This window comes from Flavobacterium sp. 22659 (genome assembly GCF_052044235.1).
GTDB classification, from domain to species: Bacteria; Bacteroidota; Bacteroidia; order Flavobacteriales; family Flavobacteriaceae; genus Flavobacterium; species Flavobacterium johnsoniae.
Genome location: NZ_JBQEMU010000024.1, coordinates 70648 through 87522, shown reverse-complemented (window position 1 = coordinate 87522; position 16875 = coordinate 70648). Strand labels below are relative to the sequence as shown.

The window sequence follows — 16875 nt, the reverse complement described above, 5'->3', positions numbered from 1 at the left end:
CCGATAGCTATCGGGACAGGTACACGCCAAATTATTGAAATATAGAATTTAAAAAACTTAACATAATTAATACATAAAATGATTTTTTATAAAAGTTTTTTAGCTACTTTAGCATAACAGAACGGAACAGAACGGTATGCTAAAAGAAGAAGAAAAATTTGAATTTATAATTAATCACGATAGTGATATTCCGAAGTACCAGCAATTGGTTGATGGAATTACAAATGCTATTGCCGAGAACATTTTACAAAAGGGAGATCTGCTTCCGTCAGTAAATGTAATCTGTAAGACCTATCAGCTATCGAGAGATACAGTTTTTAAAGCGTATACGATTTTAAAAGAACAAAATACGATCGAATCTGTACCCAATAAAGGATATTATGTGGCAGGCGAAACAAGAAAAGTGCTTTTGGTTTTAGACACTTTTAAGGCCTATAAAGAAGTTTTGTACCATTCATTTGTCAATAATCTGCCGGATAATGTGATTACCGATGTGCAGTTTCATCATTATAATATTGATGTTTTTAAAACGATCATCAATAACGGAATAGGGAAGTATTACAAATACGTGGTCATGAATTTTGATCACAAAGAAATTGCTCCTGCGTTGTCGGCAATTTCAAAAGATAAACTGCTTTTGATAGACTGGAATATTCAGGCAGATAAAGCAAATAATTATGTTTTTCAGGATTTTGGAAAGGCATTTTATAATTCATTGACAGAAGCAGTTGATTTGTTTAAAAAGTATAAAAAGATACAATTTGTATATCCGGATTTTACAAATCATCCCAAAGAAACAGTTGAGTTTTTCAAGAAATTCTGTGCCGATTTCAGCTTTGAGTATGAAGTAATTACAGATCCAAAAAAGTTCAATATCGAGAAAGGAATTGCTTATATAAGCGTAAGCGACAGGATTTTGGGTCACTTTTTAGAGCAGTGCAAAGAGAAAGATTTTGAACCGGGAAAAGACGTTGGGTTTTTGTCGTACAACGAAACGCCAATGAAAAAATTTATATACAAAGGAATTTCGGTTGTCTCAACTGATTTTAAAGAATTAGGAACCAAAGCAGCGGCATTTATTACGCATGACGAAGAAACGCAGTGTTATGTGCCGACAAATTTAATAATAAGAGAATCATTGTAAGTATGTATTATATCGGATATGATATTGGAAGTTCTTCTGTCAAGGCAGCCTTGGTAGAAGCAGAAACGGGTAAAAAAATAATCGTTTTGAATGAACCACAGAACGAAATGGAAATCCTTTCGATTCACCCGGATTGGGCAGAACAGGATCCTGAAATCTGGTGGCAGCACATTTGTACAGCGACTAAAAGAGCGATTAAAGAAGCTAATATTGATGCCTCTAAAATTCAGGGAATTGGTATTTCGTACCAAATGCACGGATTGGTGATTGTCGATAAAGACGGAAACGCACTTCGAAATTCAATTATTTGGTGTGACAGCCGTGCGGTGGAAATTGGAAATAAGGCTTTTGCCGAAATTGGAGAAGAAAAATGCATGTCGCATTTATTGAATTCGCCAGGGAATTTTACCGCTTCAAAACTGAAATGGGTTAAAGAAAACGAATCTGAAGTTTACAATAAAATCTCTAAATATATGCTTCCGGGAGATTACATCGCTTTGAAATTGACAGGCGAAGTAACGACAACCAAAAACGGTTTGTCTGAAGGAATGCTTTGGGATTACAAAGAAAATAAAACAGCCGACTGGCTTTTAGAATATTACGGAATCGACAAATCATTGACGCCAAAAATCGTAGAAAATTTCACGAATCAGGGAGTTGTTACTGAAAAAGCTTCTGTTGAATCTGGTCTTCCAGCTGGAATTCCGATTGTGTACAGAGCGGGAGATCAGCCAAACAATGCATTGTCATTAAATGTTTTAAATCCGGGAGAAGTTGCAGCTACGGGCGGAACTTCGGGCGTATTTTATGCGGTAAGCGAAATGTCTTCTGGAAAAAGCACAAGAGTAAACAATTTCGTTCACGTAAACTACGAATTGGAAACGCCAAGAGTGGGTAAACTTTTAAATATTAACGGAGCAGGAATTCAGTACAGATGGCTTCGTAATAATATGGGGAATGAAAGTTATGAGGTGATGAATGAAAAAGCTTCAAATGTTGAGGTTGGATCAGAAGGTGTAGTCGTGATTCCGTTTGGAAATGGCGCAGAACGTATGTTCAATAATAAAACTATTGGAACACATTTCTTAAACCTCAACTTAAATATTCACAACAGCGCACATTTGTTTAGAGCTTCTCTTGAAGGAATTGCTTTTTCGTTTGTATACGGAATGGAATGTTTAAAAGACGACAATGCAACGATTAATGTGATTAGAGCGGGAAATGATAACCTTTTCCGTTCGGAGATTTTCTCGAATACCGTAGCGACTTTAATTGGCCATGAAATCGAAATTTACAATACCACAGGAGCTGTTGGCGCTGCGAGAGCAGTTGGTTTAAAAGATGGTGATTACAGCAAGTTTGGTGCTAATGTGAGTGATAATGACCATGTAATGACGTTTTTACCGCTTCACAACAAAGAACCTTACGAAACGGCTTATAAAAAATGGAAACAAGAATTAGAATTAATATTAACAAATAAATAAAAAAATCAAATGATAGTTTTAGGAGATAAAGAATACTACAAAGGTATCGGCCAAATTAAATTTGAAGGAAAAGAATCTGATAATCCACTGGCATTTAAATATTACAATCCAGATCAAGTTGTAGCTGGAAAAACAATGCGTGAGCACTTTAAATTTGCTATCGCATATTGGCATACATTCTGCGGACAAGGAAGCGACCCCTTTGGACCAGGAACACAGCAATTTGCTTGGGATCAGTCTTCAGATCCGTATCAGGCTGCAAAAGATAAAGCAGATGCAGCTTTTGAATTTATCAGCAAAATGGGATTCGATTATTTCTGTTTCCATGATTATGATTTGATTGCTGAAGGAGCAACTTTTGCAGAATCAGAAAAACGTTTGGCTTTTATTACAGATTACTTAAAACAGAAAAAAGCAGACTCTGGAATTAAATTACTTTGGGGAACTTCAAACTGTTTCTCAAACCCAAGATTCATGAACGGAGCGGCTACAAATCCAGATTTTAATGTAGTAGCAAGAGCTGGAGGACAAGTAAAATTAGCGCTTGATGCAACAATCGCTTTAGGCGGAGAAAACTATGTATTCTGGGGAGGTAGAGAAGGTTATATGTCTTTACTAAACACAGATATGGGAAGAGAATTAGACCACATGGCACAATTCCTTGCAATGTCTAGAGACTACGCAAGAGCGCAAGGTTTTAAAGGAACTTTCTTTATCGAGCCAAAACCAATGGAACCATCAAAACACCAATACGATTTTGACTCGGCTACTGCAATTGGATTCTTGAAAAATTATGGTTTAGACAAAGATTTCAAAATCAACATTGAAGTAAATCACGCTACATTGGCACAACATACTTTCCAACACGAATTGGAAGTGGCTGCAAAAGCCGGAATGTTAGGAAGTATCGATGCGAACAGAGGAGATTACCAAAACGGATGGGATACAGACCAATTCCCAAATAATATCCAAGAAACTACTGAAGCGATGTTGGTTTTCTTAAAAGCTGGCGGATTGCAAGGTGGTGGAGTTAACTTTGATGCTAAAATTAGAAGAAATTCTACAGACTTAGAAGATGTTTTCTTAGCGCACATTGGCGGTGCTGATACTTTTGCAAGAGCTTTACTGACTGCAGACAAAATCATCACTTCTTCTCCTTACGAAAAATTAAGAAAAGAAAGATACAGTTCATTTGATTCTGGAAAAGGTAAAGATTTTGCTGATGGAAAATTAAGCCTTAAAGATCTTTATACTATCGCTCACGAAAACGGAGAATTAAATCTTCAAAGCGGTAAACAAGAATTGTTTGAAAATATCATCAACCAATATATTTAATTGGTTTTAGATTTTAATATCAAAAATATAGTGAGATAAAATTGAGAGAATGTGTATTAAGATTATGATTTGTTTTGAAAGTGAGATTTAAAAAAATAGGTTGAAGGTTTAGTTACTATTTTGAAAATCAAACAAAAGAAACAAAGTCAGTTTAATAAAATAATAAGTGAGTTATTTTTTTATTAAAGGTTTTTTGAAGATTAGAATCGATCGAAATGCACATTTTTCACTCACTGCAGCATGCTGAGAACTTTGTCAAAGTTTAAAATTTGACAAAGTTTTTTTACGCAAAAAAACTTTTAACTTAAACTAAAAAACATGAAATTTTTTATTGATACAGCCAACCTTCAGGATATTGAAGAAGCGCAGGCTTTAGGCGTTTTAGACGGCGTAACCACCAATCCGTCTTTAATGGCCAAAGAAGGAATTACAGGAAAAGAAAACATCTTAAAACATTATCTTGACATTTGTAATATCGTTGACGGAGATGTTTCGGCTGAAGTAATTTCGACTGATTTTGAAGGAATGGTAAGAGAAGGTGAAGAACTTGCAGCTTTACATCCGCAGATTGTGGTAAAACTGCCTATGATTGGCGACGGTGTAAAAGCCTGTAAATATTTTTCTTCTAAAGGAATTAAAACCAATGTAACTCTAGTATTTTCTGCTGGTCAGGCATTATTGGCAGCAAAAGCAGGAGCGACTTATGTTTCTCCATTTTTAGGCCGTTTAGATGATGTTTCAACAGATGGAATGCATCTTATTGAAGAAATCAGAGAAATCTATGATAATTACAATTACCAAACCCAGATACTTTCAGCTTCGGTAAGGCATACCATGCATATTGTAAATTGTGCTAAAGTAGGATCAGATGTAATGACCGGACCGCTTTCGGCAATTAAAGGATTACTAAAACATCCATTAACAGATATTGGTTTGAAACAATTTGTTGAAGATGCTAAAAAAATGAATCTCTAAACTCTAAATACAACACGCAGTTAAGCCCTTTTCGCATTGAAAGGGGCTTTTTTTTTACTAAAGCATGATAAGTTTTAAATAATGACGTAAAAACTTATTTCAAATTTTCCATCAGCGTTTTCAAAAACGCAATCACCGCTTTTTTCTCATACACTTCTTTCAAAGAAATCAGCATTGCGGTTCTGGTCATGTTTTCTCCTTTTATGGGAATAGCATGCAAATCTTTTTCGTTTTCGATTGTTGTTTTAGTTAAAATGGTATGCCATTTTCCCGTTTTGATTAATTCCAGCAAAGTGGGAATGTCATTAATTTCAATCGTAACTTTCGGATTGAGATTGTCTTTTTTAAAAGCTTTATTTATAAACTGTGTAGTACTGAAACCACTTGAAGGAAGTGCGAGCGGCAGGGAACTGACTTCACTCAAAGAAATACTTTTTTTGTTGGTAAATGATGTTTCTGTTGAGGTAACCAAAGCCATAGGAGACGTAAATAATTCCCTATATTTAAAATGCGCCTCAGAAGCAATTTCTTCAAAAGTCAGAATCACATCAAGCTCAAAAAGATTTAGTTTCTGTATCAGTTCCTGCGAAGTTCCAAAGACGATTTCGAATTGAATTTTAGGATATTCAGAACTAAATAAAATAAGCGCTTTTGTAACCACATGACGAAGTGCGTATGTCACACCAATCGCTACTTTTCCGGTTTCAAGATTATTCAAATCTTTTAAAAGTTCAAAACCGTCCGTTGCTTTGTTAACAGACTGTTGCGCGTAAACCGAAAATAAATCTCCAGCTTCCGTAAGTGTAATTCGTTTTCCAATTCTATTAAAAAGCGGTACCTGCAATTCATCTTCCAATTGTTTAATTTGTTGTGATAAAGTGCTTTGACTGATGTGAAGTGCAGTTGCAGCTTCGGTAAAATTCAGTAATTCTTTTGCTTTTAGAAAATATTTAAGCTGTCGAAGTTCCATTTCTAAATCGGTTTTATCGATTGATTTTATCGAAAAATAAGGTTTTACAAATATAGAAAATCTTAAGAACTTTGTAGTGTCGCAAAATTAAAGCAGAACAAAAATGAAAATTATAGCTTTACAAGAAGGAAATTATATAGCTGATTCTAAAAAAGAGTTTAAGCTGATTACAAAAGAAACAACCGAGACAGGCCTTAAAATGGCAATTCAGCCTTTTGTGATTATTACAGATAACGATGTCATATTATTAGATTTTGGTCTAGGATTTATGAATGACGGAATCCCGTTTATTCATGAAATGCTGAAAAAGAATAATATTGCTCCGGAGCAAATAACAAAGGTTTTGGTTTCGCATCTGCACAAAGATCATATCGAAGGAATTGGTTATTTTGAGAATGGAAACTTTGTTTGTAATTTTCCAAATGCTAAGATTTACATTCAGGAGCGAGAAATAGATTTTGCTTTAGAACAAATCAATAATCCGTCTTATGTTTTTGAGATTTTAAATGAGCTCAAAAAACTGCCTAATGTTGAATTAATGCATGATGACAGCGGACAGATTACTAATGAAATTTTCTACGAAGTTTCGGCCGGACATACCAAATATCATCAGGTTTTCTGGATCAAAGCCAATGATGAAATTGTTTTTTACGGCGCAGACGATCTGCCTCAAAAAATATACTGGTCAATGCACGTTGCTTACAAAACCGACTTTGATGGAAAACGCGCTATGGAATCCCGAAAAAAATGGGAACTGCAGGCAAAAGACGAAAACTGGAAAGTGCTTTTTTACCACGATATGAAAATGCCGGTTTTGGAATTTTTTGAACAAAAAATGGAATACGTGTCATAAATGAAAGATTTACAATCAATGCCGGCTTTAATTATTTATGGTTCGCTGGCACCGGGCGAATCCAATCATTCGGTTATGGATTCTATTAAAGGAGAATGGCAGAAAGCAATTATAAAAGGGAAACTGCAGGAAGGAGGCTGGGGATCATCTTTAGGATATCATGGTTTTATCCCTGTAAATATAGAAGAAGCAGAAACCATCAATTGTTATGTACTTTTCTCTGAAGATCTCACAGCAAACTGGGATTATCTCGACGAATTTGAAGGCGACGGTTATACGCGAATTCAAACGGAATATGAACTCGAAAACGGAGAAAAGGGAACAGGGTTTATTTATGCTTTAAAACAATAAAAGGAAAATTCAGATTAATTTACTTAGTCTGAATTTTTTTTTAGCCGAAAACAAAAGAAACAAAACACTTTTTACCTTTTCTTCTAAGGAAGTTCTTAGAATAGAAAAAGCTTTAGTAATTTGAGCCTCAACGGTTTTTATAGAAACATCTAGATGCTCGGCGATTTCGATATTAGTCAAACCTTCTTTTTTACTCAAAATAAAAACCTCTTTGCATTTTGGAGGCAGATTCTGAATTTCTTTATTTACCGCATTTAAAACCCTCTGAAAAGCTTCTGAATCTTCTTCCTGAACAATTCCGTTCAAAGCGTCATAATACGATTTTTCTAATGAAAACAAAGACTGGTTTTTTCGATACAAATCGATAAACTCGTTATAAGTCATTTTATAAAGAAAACTTTTTAACGAATGCTCCGGTTTTAATCTCGTGCGCTGTTCCCAAACCTTAATAAAAACATTCTGTACAATATCTTCTGCACTGTAAACATTCTTTACCAAGCTGTTAGCATAAACGCAAAGTTTATGATGATAGGTATCGATTAAATAAGTATATGCCATTTCATCTCCATTTTTAAGAGACTCAATTAATACAGCGTTATTGTTGTAGTCGGCATTTATCATAGAAACAAATATATAAATTATAATTTTTAAGGCTTAAATAGAGGCTGTATTTGAGGCAAATTAGCTGTTTTTTTCATTTTCTATTTGAAAATTATTACAAATAAAAAACTGAAAAAATGCAAAGATAAAAACATTTACTCTTTTATTTCTATCAAATTAGTAGAATTTATTGAAAGAAAAAACTTGTGAAAAATAAAAAATTCATCAAAATGAAAAAAACTTTATCAAATTGTTAGGGTTTTGTTTTTTGGCTTCGTAATAATATTAAAAATAACTAAAATGACAGTAAAAAAGTCAGAGAGACTAATTGTTAAATTTATCACAAATCAGGCGAGTCAGGAGGAAATCGAAGCCTTGACCGAATGGTTAAAAGAGGATGAAAATCAGCTTGTGTTTAAGGATTTTGTAAAAACCAATTACGCAATAGATACCGCTTTGAACAATTTTGATTCTACCGAAGTCAGAAAACAACTTTCAGAAAGAATCAGAAAAGAGAATAACGTTTTTTATAAAAGAAGATTTTCATCGTATTACAAATATGCAGCGATTTTGATCGTGGCTTTGGGCGGATTTTATTTTTACAAAAATTCAACCACTGCAATACAGTCAAAACAAAATGTAATAATTCCGAGAGAAGATGAAATTGTGCTGCAGCTGGGTGACGAATCGCAGAATCTTGACCCAAACGAAGCCAGAACTATAACTGATAAAGACGGAAATGTAATTGGAAAACAGGAAAAAGACAGATTGGTTTATACGAAAGCTTATGCCAAAGGCGCATTAGTTTACAATACAATCAAAATTCCGTACGGAAAAAAGTTTGAGGTACAATTGTCAGATGGGACACTTGTGCATTTAAATGCAGGAACATCGCTGCGATATCCGGTTCAGTTTGTTAAAAATCAAAACCGACAAGTTTATCTTCTTGGAGAAGCATTTTTTGAAGTTGAAAAAGACAAAGAACATCCGTTTGATGTAAACACGCAGAATGTAAATGTTGAGGTCTTGGGAACTAAATTTAATGTAGATACGTATAGTGAAAATCCAAGAACTGATGTTGTTTTGGTTGAAGGAAAAGTGTCTTTATACAAAGATCAGAAAACCAAAGAAAACCAAGTGTATTTAAAACCTGGAGAAAAAGGCTCAAACGAAAGAGGACAGTCAGAAATTACAACAGAGCAGGTTAACACAGAATATTATACAGCTTGGATAAAAGGAAGTTTAGTATTCAAAAATGCTTCGTTTGATGATATTATTAAAAAACTGGAACGACGTTACAATGTAACTTTCATCAATAAAAACAAAGTACTTGGAAAAGAAATTTTTAACGCCCGTTTTGATAATGAACCTATTGAAGTGGTGCTCAAATATTTCAGCGACAGTTATGCTATTGATTATATAATTGACAGAGACAAGATTACAATAAAGTAAATTATCAATTAACAATTTATAATTAACAATTAAAAAAACGCCTATGTAACAAAAATCCAAAGAAGAAGGATCGGCATTAGATAAAAAAAACCGGAAAATGCGCCAACATTTCCCGGTAGAATAAATGCGATCAGTTAATTAACCAACCAACATTAAAAAACATTTTAAAAGTATGAAAAAACTATTGAACAGAATTAGGTTCGACAAACCTTTTTTGAAATTCGATTTGAAGATGAAATTGACCACATTATTTCTATTAACCACTCTCACGGTTATGCAGGCGGGTGTAACCTACTCGCAAAAAGCAAAAATGTCTTTCAGTGCTAATAATATGACGGTTGCAAAAGCCATCGAAAAATTAGAATACACTACCAATTACAGATTTGTTTATAATGTAAAATCAGTTGATTTAAACAGAACTATTTATGTAAATGAAAGTAATGTTTCGATCGAGACGATTTTAAATACCATTTTTGGCAATACCGGAACAGATTATAAAGTTTCGGGAAACCATATTGTATTAATGGCAAAAAAAGCTCCGGCAGAAAAACCTGTAACGTCACAAAAAGAAGAGGCAGATTTTATCGTAAAAGGACGTGTTACCGATGAAAAAGGAATGCCTTTAGTTGGTGCCGCAGTTGCTGATAATGGTTCTGGAAGAGGCGTAAATACAGACTTTAACGGAGAATATCAAATTATTGCAGTAAGCAGCGAAACTACTTTAGCATATTCTTATTTAGGATTCGTAAGACAAGAAATTAAAGTTGAAGGCAGAAGCGTAATCAATGTTGTGCTTAAAGAAGAAACACTTCAACTAGGTGAAATTGTTTTAACAACAGGTTACCAAAATATTTCGGCTGAGCAGGCAACCGGATCTTTTTCAAATTTAAAAGCAAAAGATTTTCAGGAACAGCGTTTAAGCAGTTTAGATAAAATTTTAGAAGGTCGTATTGTGGGTTATCAGGATGGAAAAATTCGTGGTACAACATCTATGCTTGGCGTAACATCTCCTTTGTATGTTGTTGACGGATTTCCGATAGAAAATACAAAATTGACTCCGTTTTCTACAATAGAAGAAAATGTTCCAAGTCTGAACTTAGAAGATATTGAAACCATTACGGTTTTAAAGGATGCAGCAGCTTCGTCTATTTACGGTTCACGTGCCGCAAATGGGGTTGTCGTTATTACAACTAAGAAAGCAAAAGCAGGAAAAACAAACATTTCGTTCTCTAGTAATTTAACCATTACACCTTATAGAAATTACACCGGAAACCTTACTGATTCTGCTGATATTATTGGTTTAGAAAGAGGATGGGCAGATGGAAATCCTAATTTAAAAGGAGCAAATGCAGCGACATATTCACAATCATTATTAAATAACGCAGTTTTTACCAGTTTAGGAATGCAGACTATTTTAAACGGTTATGCAGGAAACATTTCTCAAACAGAAATGAACAATCGTTTAAACCAGCTGGGTTCTCAGGGATATAAATACTTCGATGATATTGCCAGATATGCAAAACGCGATCAGTATTTTATGCAGCATAATGTTAGTTTAGGTAAAGCAACAGATAACAATACATTTAACGCTTCGCTTACCTATAAAAATAATGAACTTGAAAACAGATACTCTGAAAATCAGTCAGTGGGAATTAATTTAAAAAATTCAACAGAAATTAATAACTGGCTGTCTTTAGACTTAGGAACTTATATTAATTACGGAAAAGGCGATACACAAAGCTTTTTAGCACTAAATCCTGATTTATCAAATTCGTATTTTAAATATCAGCCGTATAATCAGTTAGTAAACAACGACGGAACTAATTTTGTTTCTACAGCAGCTTCTCGTTATAATAATTATACGCTGCAATCGATGCAGAATTATGGCTTGTACAATATGGATATTACACCAATGGACGAGTTTGGAAGAAATTTAAATGAGACTAAAAATTTCTTAAACAGAACTTTTGCCAAGTTTAATGTAAAATTCAGCAAAGCGTTTACTTACAATGTAATGTTTCAATACGAATACAGTTCAGATCGTGCAAGCCAGTTGTATGAAAAAGATTCTTATTATGTTAGAAACAGAGTTAACCAATTGGTAACGATTGCCAATAACAAAGCCGTTTATAATTTGCCTTACGGAGATATTATAAAAGAAACCAACCAGTTTTCTAATGCTTATAATTTCCGTCAGCAGTTAAATTTCAATCAGATTTTTGCTGATAAACACGATTTTTCTGCTATTGCCGGTATGGAAATTCGTCATTCAAAACAAGAGTTCAGCAACAATACACGATACGGATATGACAGCCAGACTTTAGGTTTTGCACCTATTAACCAGGTTGATTTACTAAAAGTTTATGGAACTGTTTTTGGCGGTTACATGGTGCAAGATGAGTTTTCTTTGGAAAAAGAATTACAAAATCGTTATATTTCAGTTTATGGAACAGGAGGTTATACTTTTGATAAAAAATATAATGTTTCTGGAAGTGTACGCTGGGATCGTTCTAATCTTTGGGGAACAGACAGCAAATACCAAAATAAACCCATCTGGTCAGCAGGAGCAGCGTGGAATATCGATAAAGAATCATTTTTTGCAGTTTCATGGGTAGATGCCCTAAAAGTTCGCGGATCGTATGGTATTGGAGGAAATATTGCCAAAGATTCAGCGCCATATCTTACAGCCTATTACAATTCAAATTCAAATGTTGGAGGAAATCAGGGAACTGTTAATAAACGACCAAACCCAGAATTATCTTGGGAAAAAACGACAACAAAAAACATTGGTTTAGATTTTTCATTGTTTAAAAGAAGGATAAGCGGAACCTTAGATTTGTACAACAAAAAAGGAGAAGATCTATTAGCAAGAAGCCAGGGAATTCCAACCGAAGGATTTGGATATTCTACTTATACGCTTAACAATGGAGAAATGACAAACAAAGGTATCGAAGTCAGTTTAAGTGGTACTATTGTAAAAACACCTTCATTTTCATGGGATGCAGCCGTTTTATATGCTAACAACAAAAACAAAGTAGATTACGTCAATGTAAAAGCTCCGGTTTATTATCTGCAGTTAGATTATCCTCAAGATTTCCCAAGAGTAGGAAACAGCTACAACACAATTTATGGTTATAAATGGGCAGGCTTAAGCAGTACAGGAATACCTCAGGTTTATGATGCATCTGGAACAGCAGTAAAATACAATCCGGGCCAGCTGGATGCTATTCAGGATTATGGATCAACAGTTCCTATTCACAGCGGTTCTTTCCATACTTCTGCTAATTATAAAAACTTCTCACTTTCGGCACTTTTTGTTTATGAGTTAGGACATAAAGTTAGAAATACTTTTCTGCCAATGTTGAAAAATAGTTATAACGGAGCTGCAGGAGGTTACGTAACCGATATTTCAGTAGTAAACAACAATATCGCAAATCGTTGGATGCAGCCAGGCGACGAAGCATTTACAAATGTTCCAAGAGCAGTTTATGAATATGATCCGGAATTTAATTCAGATTCTTACACTATTTATTCATATTCAAACATTAATATTCTGGATGCATCAAATGTGAGATTAAGCAACGTTTCATTGGCGTATCAAATGCCAAAAGACCTTATTAAAAGAGCAAAACTAGACGGAGTGCGTTTTAATTTAAATGCAGAAAATGTATACACTTTTGCCAAAAGCAGAGACGCTAAATATATGCTGGGCGGTTTCATATCTCCAAGTTTTGTTTTGGGTGTAAATGTTAATTTCTAATTTATTAAAGACTAGACGATGAAAAATATATATAAAAAGACAGCATGCTTAATAGCTTTAGGATTGACTTTAGTCTCTTGTGATAATTATCTGGATGATGTGCCAAAGGGTTTTAAAACACCCACAACATTAGCAGATTATGAAGCTTTTTTACGTGACGAATACACCAATCACAGAATTGATATTACCGGAGCGTCACAATTATTAAATGATCAATATGTTACAGTTGCCTCTTTAGCAAGCAATAGATTGTATAATGCCAATTATATGTGGGACGAAAATGCAGATCGTATTTCGTTTAAAGTATCAGACGAAACCGCTTATTATGCAGGTTACGCCGGAATTGCGACTTTTAATTTAATTATCGAAAATGCCTTATCCACAACTACCGGAACTGATGCCGAAAAAAGAATAGTCTGGGCAGAAGCAAAAGTATTGCGTGCTATGAATTACTTTAATCTCGCTAATTTTTATGCAGATACTTATACTGCATCTACAGCTTCAACAAAATTATCAGTTCCTTTAATTACAAGTGCCAATATTAATGCGCCAAGTAAACAAGTAACGATTCAGGAGATCTATGATTTTATCCTGAATGATGTTAAAGAAGCTTTGCCATATCTGCCAAAAGTTTCACAAACTGCTTTGCATCCAAATTTAGGGGCAGGTTACGCATTTTATGCAAGAGTATATCTACAGATGAATAATTATACAGAAGCCCTGAAATATGCAGATTTAGCATTGTCAGAAAACAATAAATTGTACGACTGGATTGGATATTACAATACAAACAAAGCAGTTATAGATATTCCTAATTCGTATACTACAACAGTATCTCCAATGGGATATAATTATGTAGAAAACTATACCTATCGTCATGGAACGTATTCTAGTTTAACAACAGAAAATAGTATTCCGGTAGAACGCGCGCAACGTTTTGAAGCTGGAGATGCACGTTTTATTTCTCGTTGGAAAATTTACACCGTTGGAGCAGAAACGTATTATAGAAGAACACTGTCCGGAGCTTTTAATTTTGGTGGTATTACAACTGTAGAAGTGTATTTAATTAAAGCAGAATGTCTTGCACGTGCAGGGCAGATCAGTGAAGCGCTGGGAGTTTTAAATACAGTACGTAAAACCCGTATTTTTCCTGCCTCTTATCAGGATATTTCAACTTCAGATAAAACAACAGCTCTGGATGCTATTTTTAGAACAAAAAACAACGAACTGATTAATACGCTGATTCCTTTTGCAGATGCACGCCGTTTAAATGCCGAAGGTGTTTATAAAGTAAGTTATACTAAAACAGCAAACGGAAATACCTATACTTTAAAATCAGATTCTCATTTATGGACAATGCCATTTCCACAAGGAGCAACACAAAATCCAGGAAACGGAACATTAACACAAAATGTAGATAAATAATAATTCAAAAGCTTCCCGATTAGGAATCCTGAAAAGGAAGCTTTTCTATAAAACATCGATCAAAAATGAATACAATTAAATATAAAATAACAGCTTTGTGCATCTGTTTGTTTATGGTTTCAAACAGTCAGGCACAAAAGAAAAAAACAGCAGCTCCGGCAGCGGCATCTTATACAATTGAAGGAAACGTTACAGGTCTTGAAGAAGGAACAACTGTAAAATTAATTCCGGGCGGTACACATTCATCAGAACTGCCGGTTGCAGAAACTACGCTGAAAGATGGTAAATTTACCTTTACAGGAAAATTAAAAGAACCGCGTTTTTTCTATATTATCTTTGGCAAAAACAAAGGAAACATTTCTGTAATGGCAGAAAATTCTAAAATAAAAATTACTGCTTCCGGCAGTGTTTCAAATGATGAAGGACAGTATATTAAATTTAAAGACATAGCAGTTACAGGTTCAAAATCACATGATTATTATGTAAAAGAAACCGCTTTTAAAACAGAGTTAGATAAAGATTATGCAGCTTACCATGTTGGAATCGATGAATTGAGCAATAAAGTAGGTAAAGCCAGAAAAGAAGGAAATAAAAAAGCTTTAGACTCTCTTTACAGCACTGAACAATGGAAAGTTTTTGAAGCAAAAGAAAAAGCATTTTTTACCAAAGTAGAAAAAACAACATTAGATCTTATTGCAAAACATAAAGAAACCTGGTGGGGACCGTTTTTTATGATGACAAATTACAGTTATTTTACACCAGAACAAAAACCATTGTACGATCAGTTTTCTGAAACAGCAAAGAAAAGTTACTACGGGCAAATTTTAGATAAAGATTTAAATCCGAAATCATTAATTGGAACCAGCATTGCTAATTTCAGTTTAAAAGACAAAGACGGAAAACCATATGCTGCAAAAGATATTACAGCAGGGAAAAAATACATTTTGGTTGATTTTTGGGCTTCTTGGTGCGGACCATGCCGAAAAGAAATTCCAAACCTAAAAACAGCCTATTCAGAATATTCTGGAAAAGGATTTGAAATTTTAAGTATTTCAATTGACAAAGACGAAAAAGCATGGCAGAAAGCATTAGGACAAGAAAATATGCAATGGCATAATCTTTTAGATGATGACAAAGTAAGCAAATCATTCAATGTAAAAGCAATTCCGGCAACCTATTTAGTTGATAGTAAAGGTGTAATTATCAGCGATAATTTAAGAGGTGCAGAATTAGAAGCAAAATTAAAAGAACTATTAAAATCTTAATTTTAAGTTTATAGCCGCAGTTTACAGTCTCAATCAACACTGTAACTGAAAACTGGGACTGAAAACTGAGACAAAAAAACTAAAAAAATAACTCACATGAAAAGTACAATCTTAAAATCGTCATTAATTGTATTGGCACTTGCATCTGTAATTACTTCTTGCTCTAAAAAAGAAGGTTACACAATCAACGGTACTATTGCCGGATTAGACAAAGGAATGGTTTATCTTGAAAACACAGATGAAAAAGGAAATAAACAAATAGCAGATTCTGCACAAATTAAAGAAGGAGGAACTTTTACTTTTGAAGGAAAAGTTTCAGAACCTTTACTGTATTCTCTTAAATTAAAAGGAGAAGATTATGGGGCTTTCTTTCTTTTAGAGAACGAAGACATTAAAATTGAAGCTAAAAAAGATTCTATTTTTAAAGCTAAAATCAGTGGAGCGCCGCAAAATGATATTTACAAATCATACTACGATAACGAATTCAAAAAAATCCAGAATATCGCTGGTCCAGTCTACAAATTATCTGATTCCTTAACTCAAAACGGAAAAGTAAAATTAACAGCTGAACAGCAAACCATGATGGATAAAAAATGGAAAGATCTTGCCGCTTTCGCTGATGATTTAACCGATAAATACATCCGAAAAAATAAAGATAAAGTAGGTGCTGCTTTAATAATCAATGACCGAATTGTATCGTATGGAACTCCGGAACAGGTAAAAATGTATTATGCCGTTTTATCTCCGGACGTACAAAAATCAATTTACGGAAAACAGTTAAAAGAAGCCATCGATCTTAACGAAAAAACAGCTGTAGGCGTTACAGCTCCAGAGTTTTCTCAAACCGATATTGACGGAAAAGTAGTGAAACTTTCAGATTATAAAGGAAAATATGTTCTGGTAGATTTTTGGGCTTCTTGGTGCGGACCATGCCGAAAAGAAAATCCAAATGTAGTTTTAGCTTATAAAACCTATCACGAAAAAGGATTTGATGTTTTGGGAGTTTCTTTAGATGATAAAAAGAACCTTTGGCAGAAAGCAATCGAAAAAGACGGTTTAACCTGGACTCATGTTTCTGATTTAAAAGGATGGCAGAACGAAGCTGCTGTTTTATACGGAGTAAAAATGGTACCAACGAATTACTTAATTGGTCCAGACGGAAAAATTGTTGCTAAAAACCTTAGAGAAGCAGAATTACAATCAAAACTAAAAGAAATTTTCAGCAAATCGTAAATTAGTATTCAGTCGCAGTTTTCAGTCT

13 protein-coding genes are annotated in these 16875 nt (G+C 34.1%); 11 read left to right on the top strand and 2 right to left on the bottom strand.

Annotation, left to right across the window (positions count from 1 at the left end; genetic code table 11):
* The first annotated feature begins 136 nt into the window (after positions 1-136).
* From ACTJIW_RS20180 to fsa, 4 genes are all read left to right on the top strand, one after another.
* Positions 137-1144 carry a GntR family transcriptional regulator gene (locus tag ACTJIW_RS20180; protein ID WP_440716847.1) on the top strand — a complete coding sequence of 336 codons (1008 nt, stop codon included), beginning with the start codon at positions 137-139 and terminating at the stop codon, positions 1142-1144.
* Positions 1145-1146: 2 nt separating this feature from the next.
* Positions 1147-2628 carry a xylulokinase gene (locus tag ACTJIW_RS20175; RefSeq protein ID WP_440716846.1) on the top strand — a complete coding sequence of 494 codons (1482 nt, stop codon included), beginning with the start codon at positions 1147-1149 and terminating at the stop codon, positions 2626-2628.
* 9 nt (positions 2629-2637) lie between these two features.
* Positions 2638-3963, top strand: a complete 1326-nt coding sequence (xylA, locus tag ACTJIW_RS20170; RefSeq protein WP_440716845.1) for a xylose isomerase — start codon at positions 2638-2640, stop codon at positions 3961-3963.
* 318 nt (positions 3964-4281) lie between these two features.
* On the top strand, positions 4282-4938 hold the full coding sequence (gene fsa / locus ACTJIW_RS20165) for a fructose-6-phosphate aldolase (RefSeq protein ID WP_012024074.1): 657 nt from the start codon (positions 4282-4284) through the stop codon (positions 4936-4938).
* Positions 4939-5032: 94 nt separating this feature from the next.
* Here the strand turns inward: fsa and ACTJIW_RS20160 are convergent, their stop codons facing one another.
* The gene (locus ACTJIW_RS20160) at positions 5033-5908 is read right to left on the bottom strand and encodes a LysR substrate-binding domain-containing protein (protein ID WP_012024075.1); all 876 of its coding nucleotides are present in this window, start codon (positions 5906-5908) and stop codon (positions 5033-5035) included.
* A 103-nt stretch (positions 5909-6011) separates the two neighbouring features.
* On the opposite strand from ACTJIW_RS20160, the gene ACTJIW_RS20155 reads away from it, so the two are divergent.
* Both ACTJIW_RS20155 and ACTJIW_RS20150 read left to right on the top strand, forming a co-directional pair.
* The gene (locus tag ACTJIW_RS20155) at positions 6012-6761 is read left to right on the top strand and encodes an MBL fold metallo-hydrolase (RefSeq protein ID WP_440716844.1); all 750 of its coding nucleotides are present in this window, start codon (positions 6012-6014) and stop codon (positions 6759-6761) included.
* Positions 6762-7112 carry a gamma-glutamylcyclotransferase family protein gene (locus ACTJIW_RS20150; protein ID WP_440716843.1) on the top strand — a complete coding sequence of 117 codons (351 nt, stop codon included), beginning with the start codon at positions 6762-6764 and terminating at the stop codon, positions 7110-7112. It begins immediately after the preceding gene.
* A 9-nt stretch (positions 7113-7121) separates the two neighbouring features.
* Here ACTJIW_RS20150 and ACTJIW_RS20145 read toward each other — a convergent pair whose 3' ends face one another.
* Positions 7122-7733: an RNA polymerase sigma factor gene (locus ACTJIW_RS20145; RefSeq protein ID WP_012024078.1), complete on the bottom strand. Its 612-nt coding sequence runs from the start codon at positions 7731-7733 to the stop codon at positions 7122-7124.
* 279 nt (positions 7734-8012) lie between these two features.
* Between ACTJIW_RS20145 and ACTJIW_RS20140 the strand changes: the two genes are divergently transcribed.
* The 5 genes from ACTJIW_RS20140 to ACTJIW_RS20120 all read left to right on the top strand — a co-directional run bounded on the left by ACTJIW_RS20140 (position 8013) and on the right by ACTJIW_RS20120 (position 16847).
* Positions 8013-9164, top strand: a complete 1152-nt coding sequence (locus ACTJIW_RS20140; RefSeq protein WP_012024079.1) for a FecR family protein — start codon at positions 8013-8015, stop codon at positions 9162-9164.
* Positions 9165-9336: 172 nt separating this feature from the next.
* Positions 9337-12924 (top strand): SusC/RagA family TonB-linked outer membrane protein, encoded by a 3588-nt coding sequence (locus tag ACTJIW_RS20135; RefSeq protein ID WP_440716842.1) that lies wholly within the window; start codon positions 9337-9339, stop codon positions 12922-12924.
* 18 nt (positions 12925-12942) lie between these two features.
* The gene (locus ACTJIW_RS20130; RefSeq protein ID WP_440716841.1) at positions 12943-14349 is read left to right on the top strand and encodes a RagB/SusD family nutrient uptake outer membrane protein; all 1407 of its coding nucleotides are present in this window, start codon (positions 12943-12945) and stop codon (positions 14347-14349) included.
* Positions 14350-14414: 65 nt separating this feature from the next.
* A complete protein-coding gene (locus tag ACTJIW_RS20125) occupies positions 14415-15614 on the top strand; it encodes a redoxin domain-containing protein (protein WP_440716840.1) in 1200 nt (399 codons plus the stop codon).
* A gap of 96 nt (positions 15615-15710) precedes the next feature.
* On the top strand, positions 15711-16847 hold the full coding sequence (locus ACTJIW_RS20120) for a redoxin domain-containing protein (protein WP_440716839.1): 1137 nt from the start codon (positions 15711-15713) through the stop codon (positions 16845-16847).
* The last annotated feature ends 28 nt before the right edge of the window (positions 16848-16875 follow it).

Excerpts from the sequence above, each read along its gene's own strand:
- ACTJIW_RS20180 (WP_440716847.1), top strand. The coding sequence starts at position 137 with ATGCTAAAAGAAGAAGAAAAATTTGAATTTATAATTAATCACGATAGT.
- ACTJIW_RS20175 (WP_440716846.1), top strand. The coding sequence starts at position 1,147 with ATGTATTATATCGGATATGATATTGGAAGTTCTTCTGTCAAGGCAGCC.
- xylA (WP_440716845.1), top strand. The coding sequence starts at position 2,638 with ATGATAGTTTTAGGAGATAAAGAATACTACAAAGGTATCGGCCAAATT.
- fsa (WP_012024074.1), top strand. The coding sequence starts at position 4,282 with ATGAAATTTTTTATTGATACAGCCAACCTTCAGGATATTGAAGAAGCG.
- ACTJIW_RS20160 (WP_012024075.1), bottom strand. The coding sequence starts at position 5,908 with ATGGAACTTCGACAGCTTAAATATTTTCTAAAAGCAAAAGAATTACTG.
- ACTJIW_RS20155 (WP_440716844.1), top strand. The coding sequence starts at position 6,012 with ATGAAAATTATAGCTTTACAAGAAGGAAATTATATAGCTGATTCTAAA.
- ACTJIW_RS20150 (WP_440716843.1), top strand. The coding sequence starts at position 6,762 with ATGAAAGATTTACAATCAATGCCGGCTTTAATTATTTATGGTTCGCTG.
- ACTJIW_RS20145 (WP_012024078.1), bottom strand. The coding sequence starts at position 7,733 with ATGATAAATGCCGACTACAACAATAACGCTGTATTAATTGAGTCTCTT.
- ACTJIW_RS20140 (WP_012024079.1), top strand. The coding sequence starts at position 8,013 with ATGACAGTAAAAAAGTCAGAGAGACTAATTGTTAAATTTATCACAAAT.
- ACTJIW_RS20135 (WP_440716842.1), top strand. The coding sequence starts at position 9,337 with ATGAAAAAACTATTGAACAGAATTAGGTTCGACAAACCTTTTTTGAAA.
- ACTJIW_RS20130 (WP_440716841.1), top strand. The coding sequence starts at position 12,943 with ATGAAAAATATATATAAAAAGACAGCATGCTTAATAGCTTTAGGATTG.
- ACTJIW_RS20125 (WP_440716840.1), top strand. The coding sequence starts at position 14,415 with ATGAATACAATTAAATATAAAATAACAGCTTTGTGCATCTGTTTGTTT.
- ACTJIW_RS20120 (WP_440716839.1), top strand. The coding sequence starts at position 15,711 with ATGAAAAGTACAATCTTAAAATCGTCATTAATTGTATTGGCACTTGCA.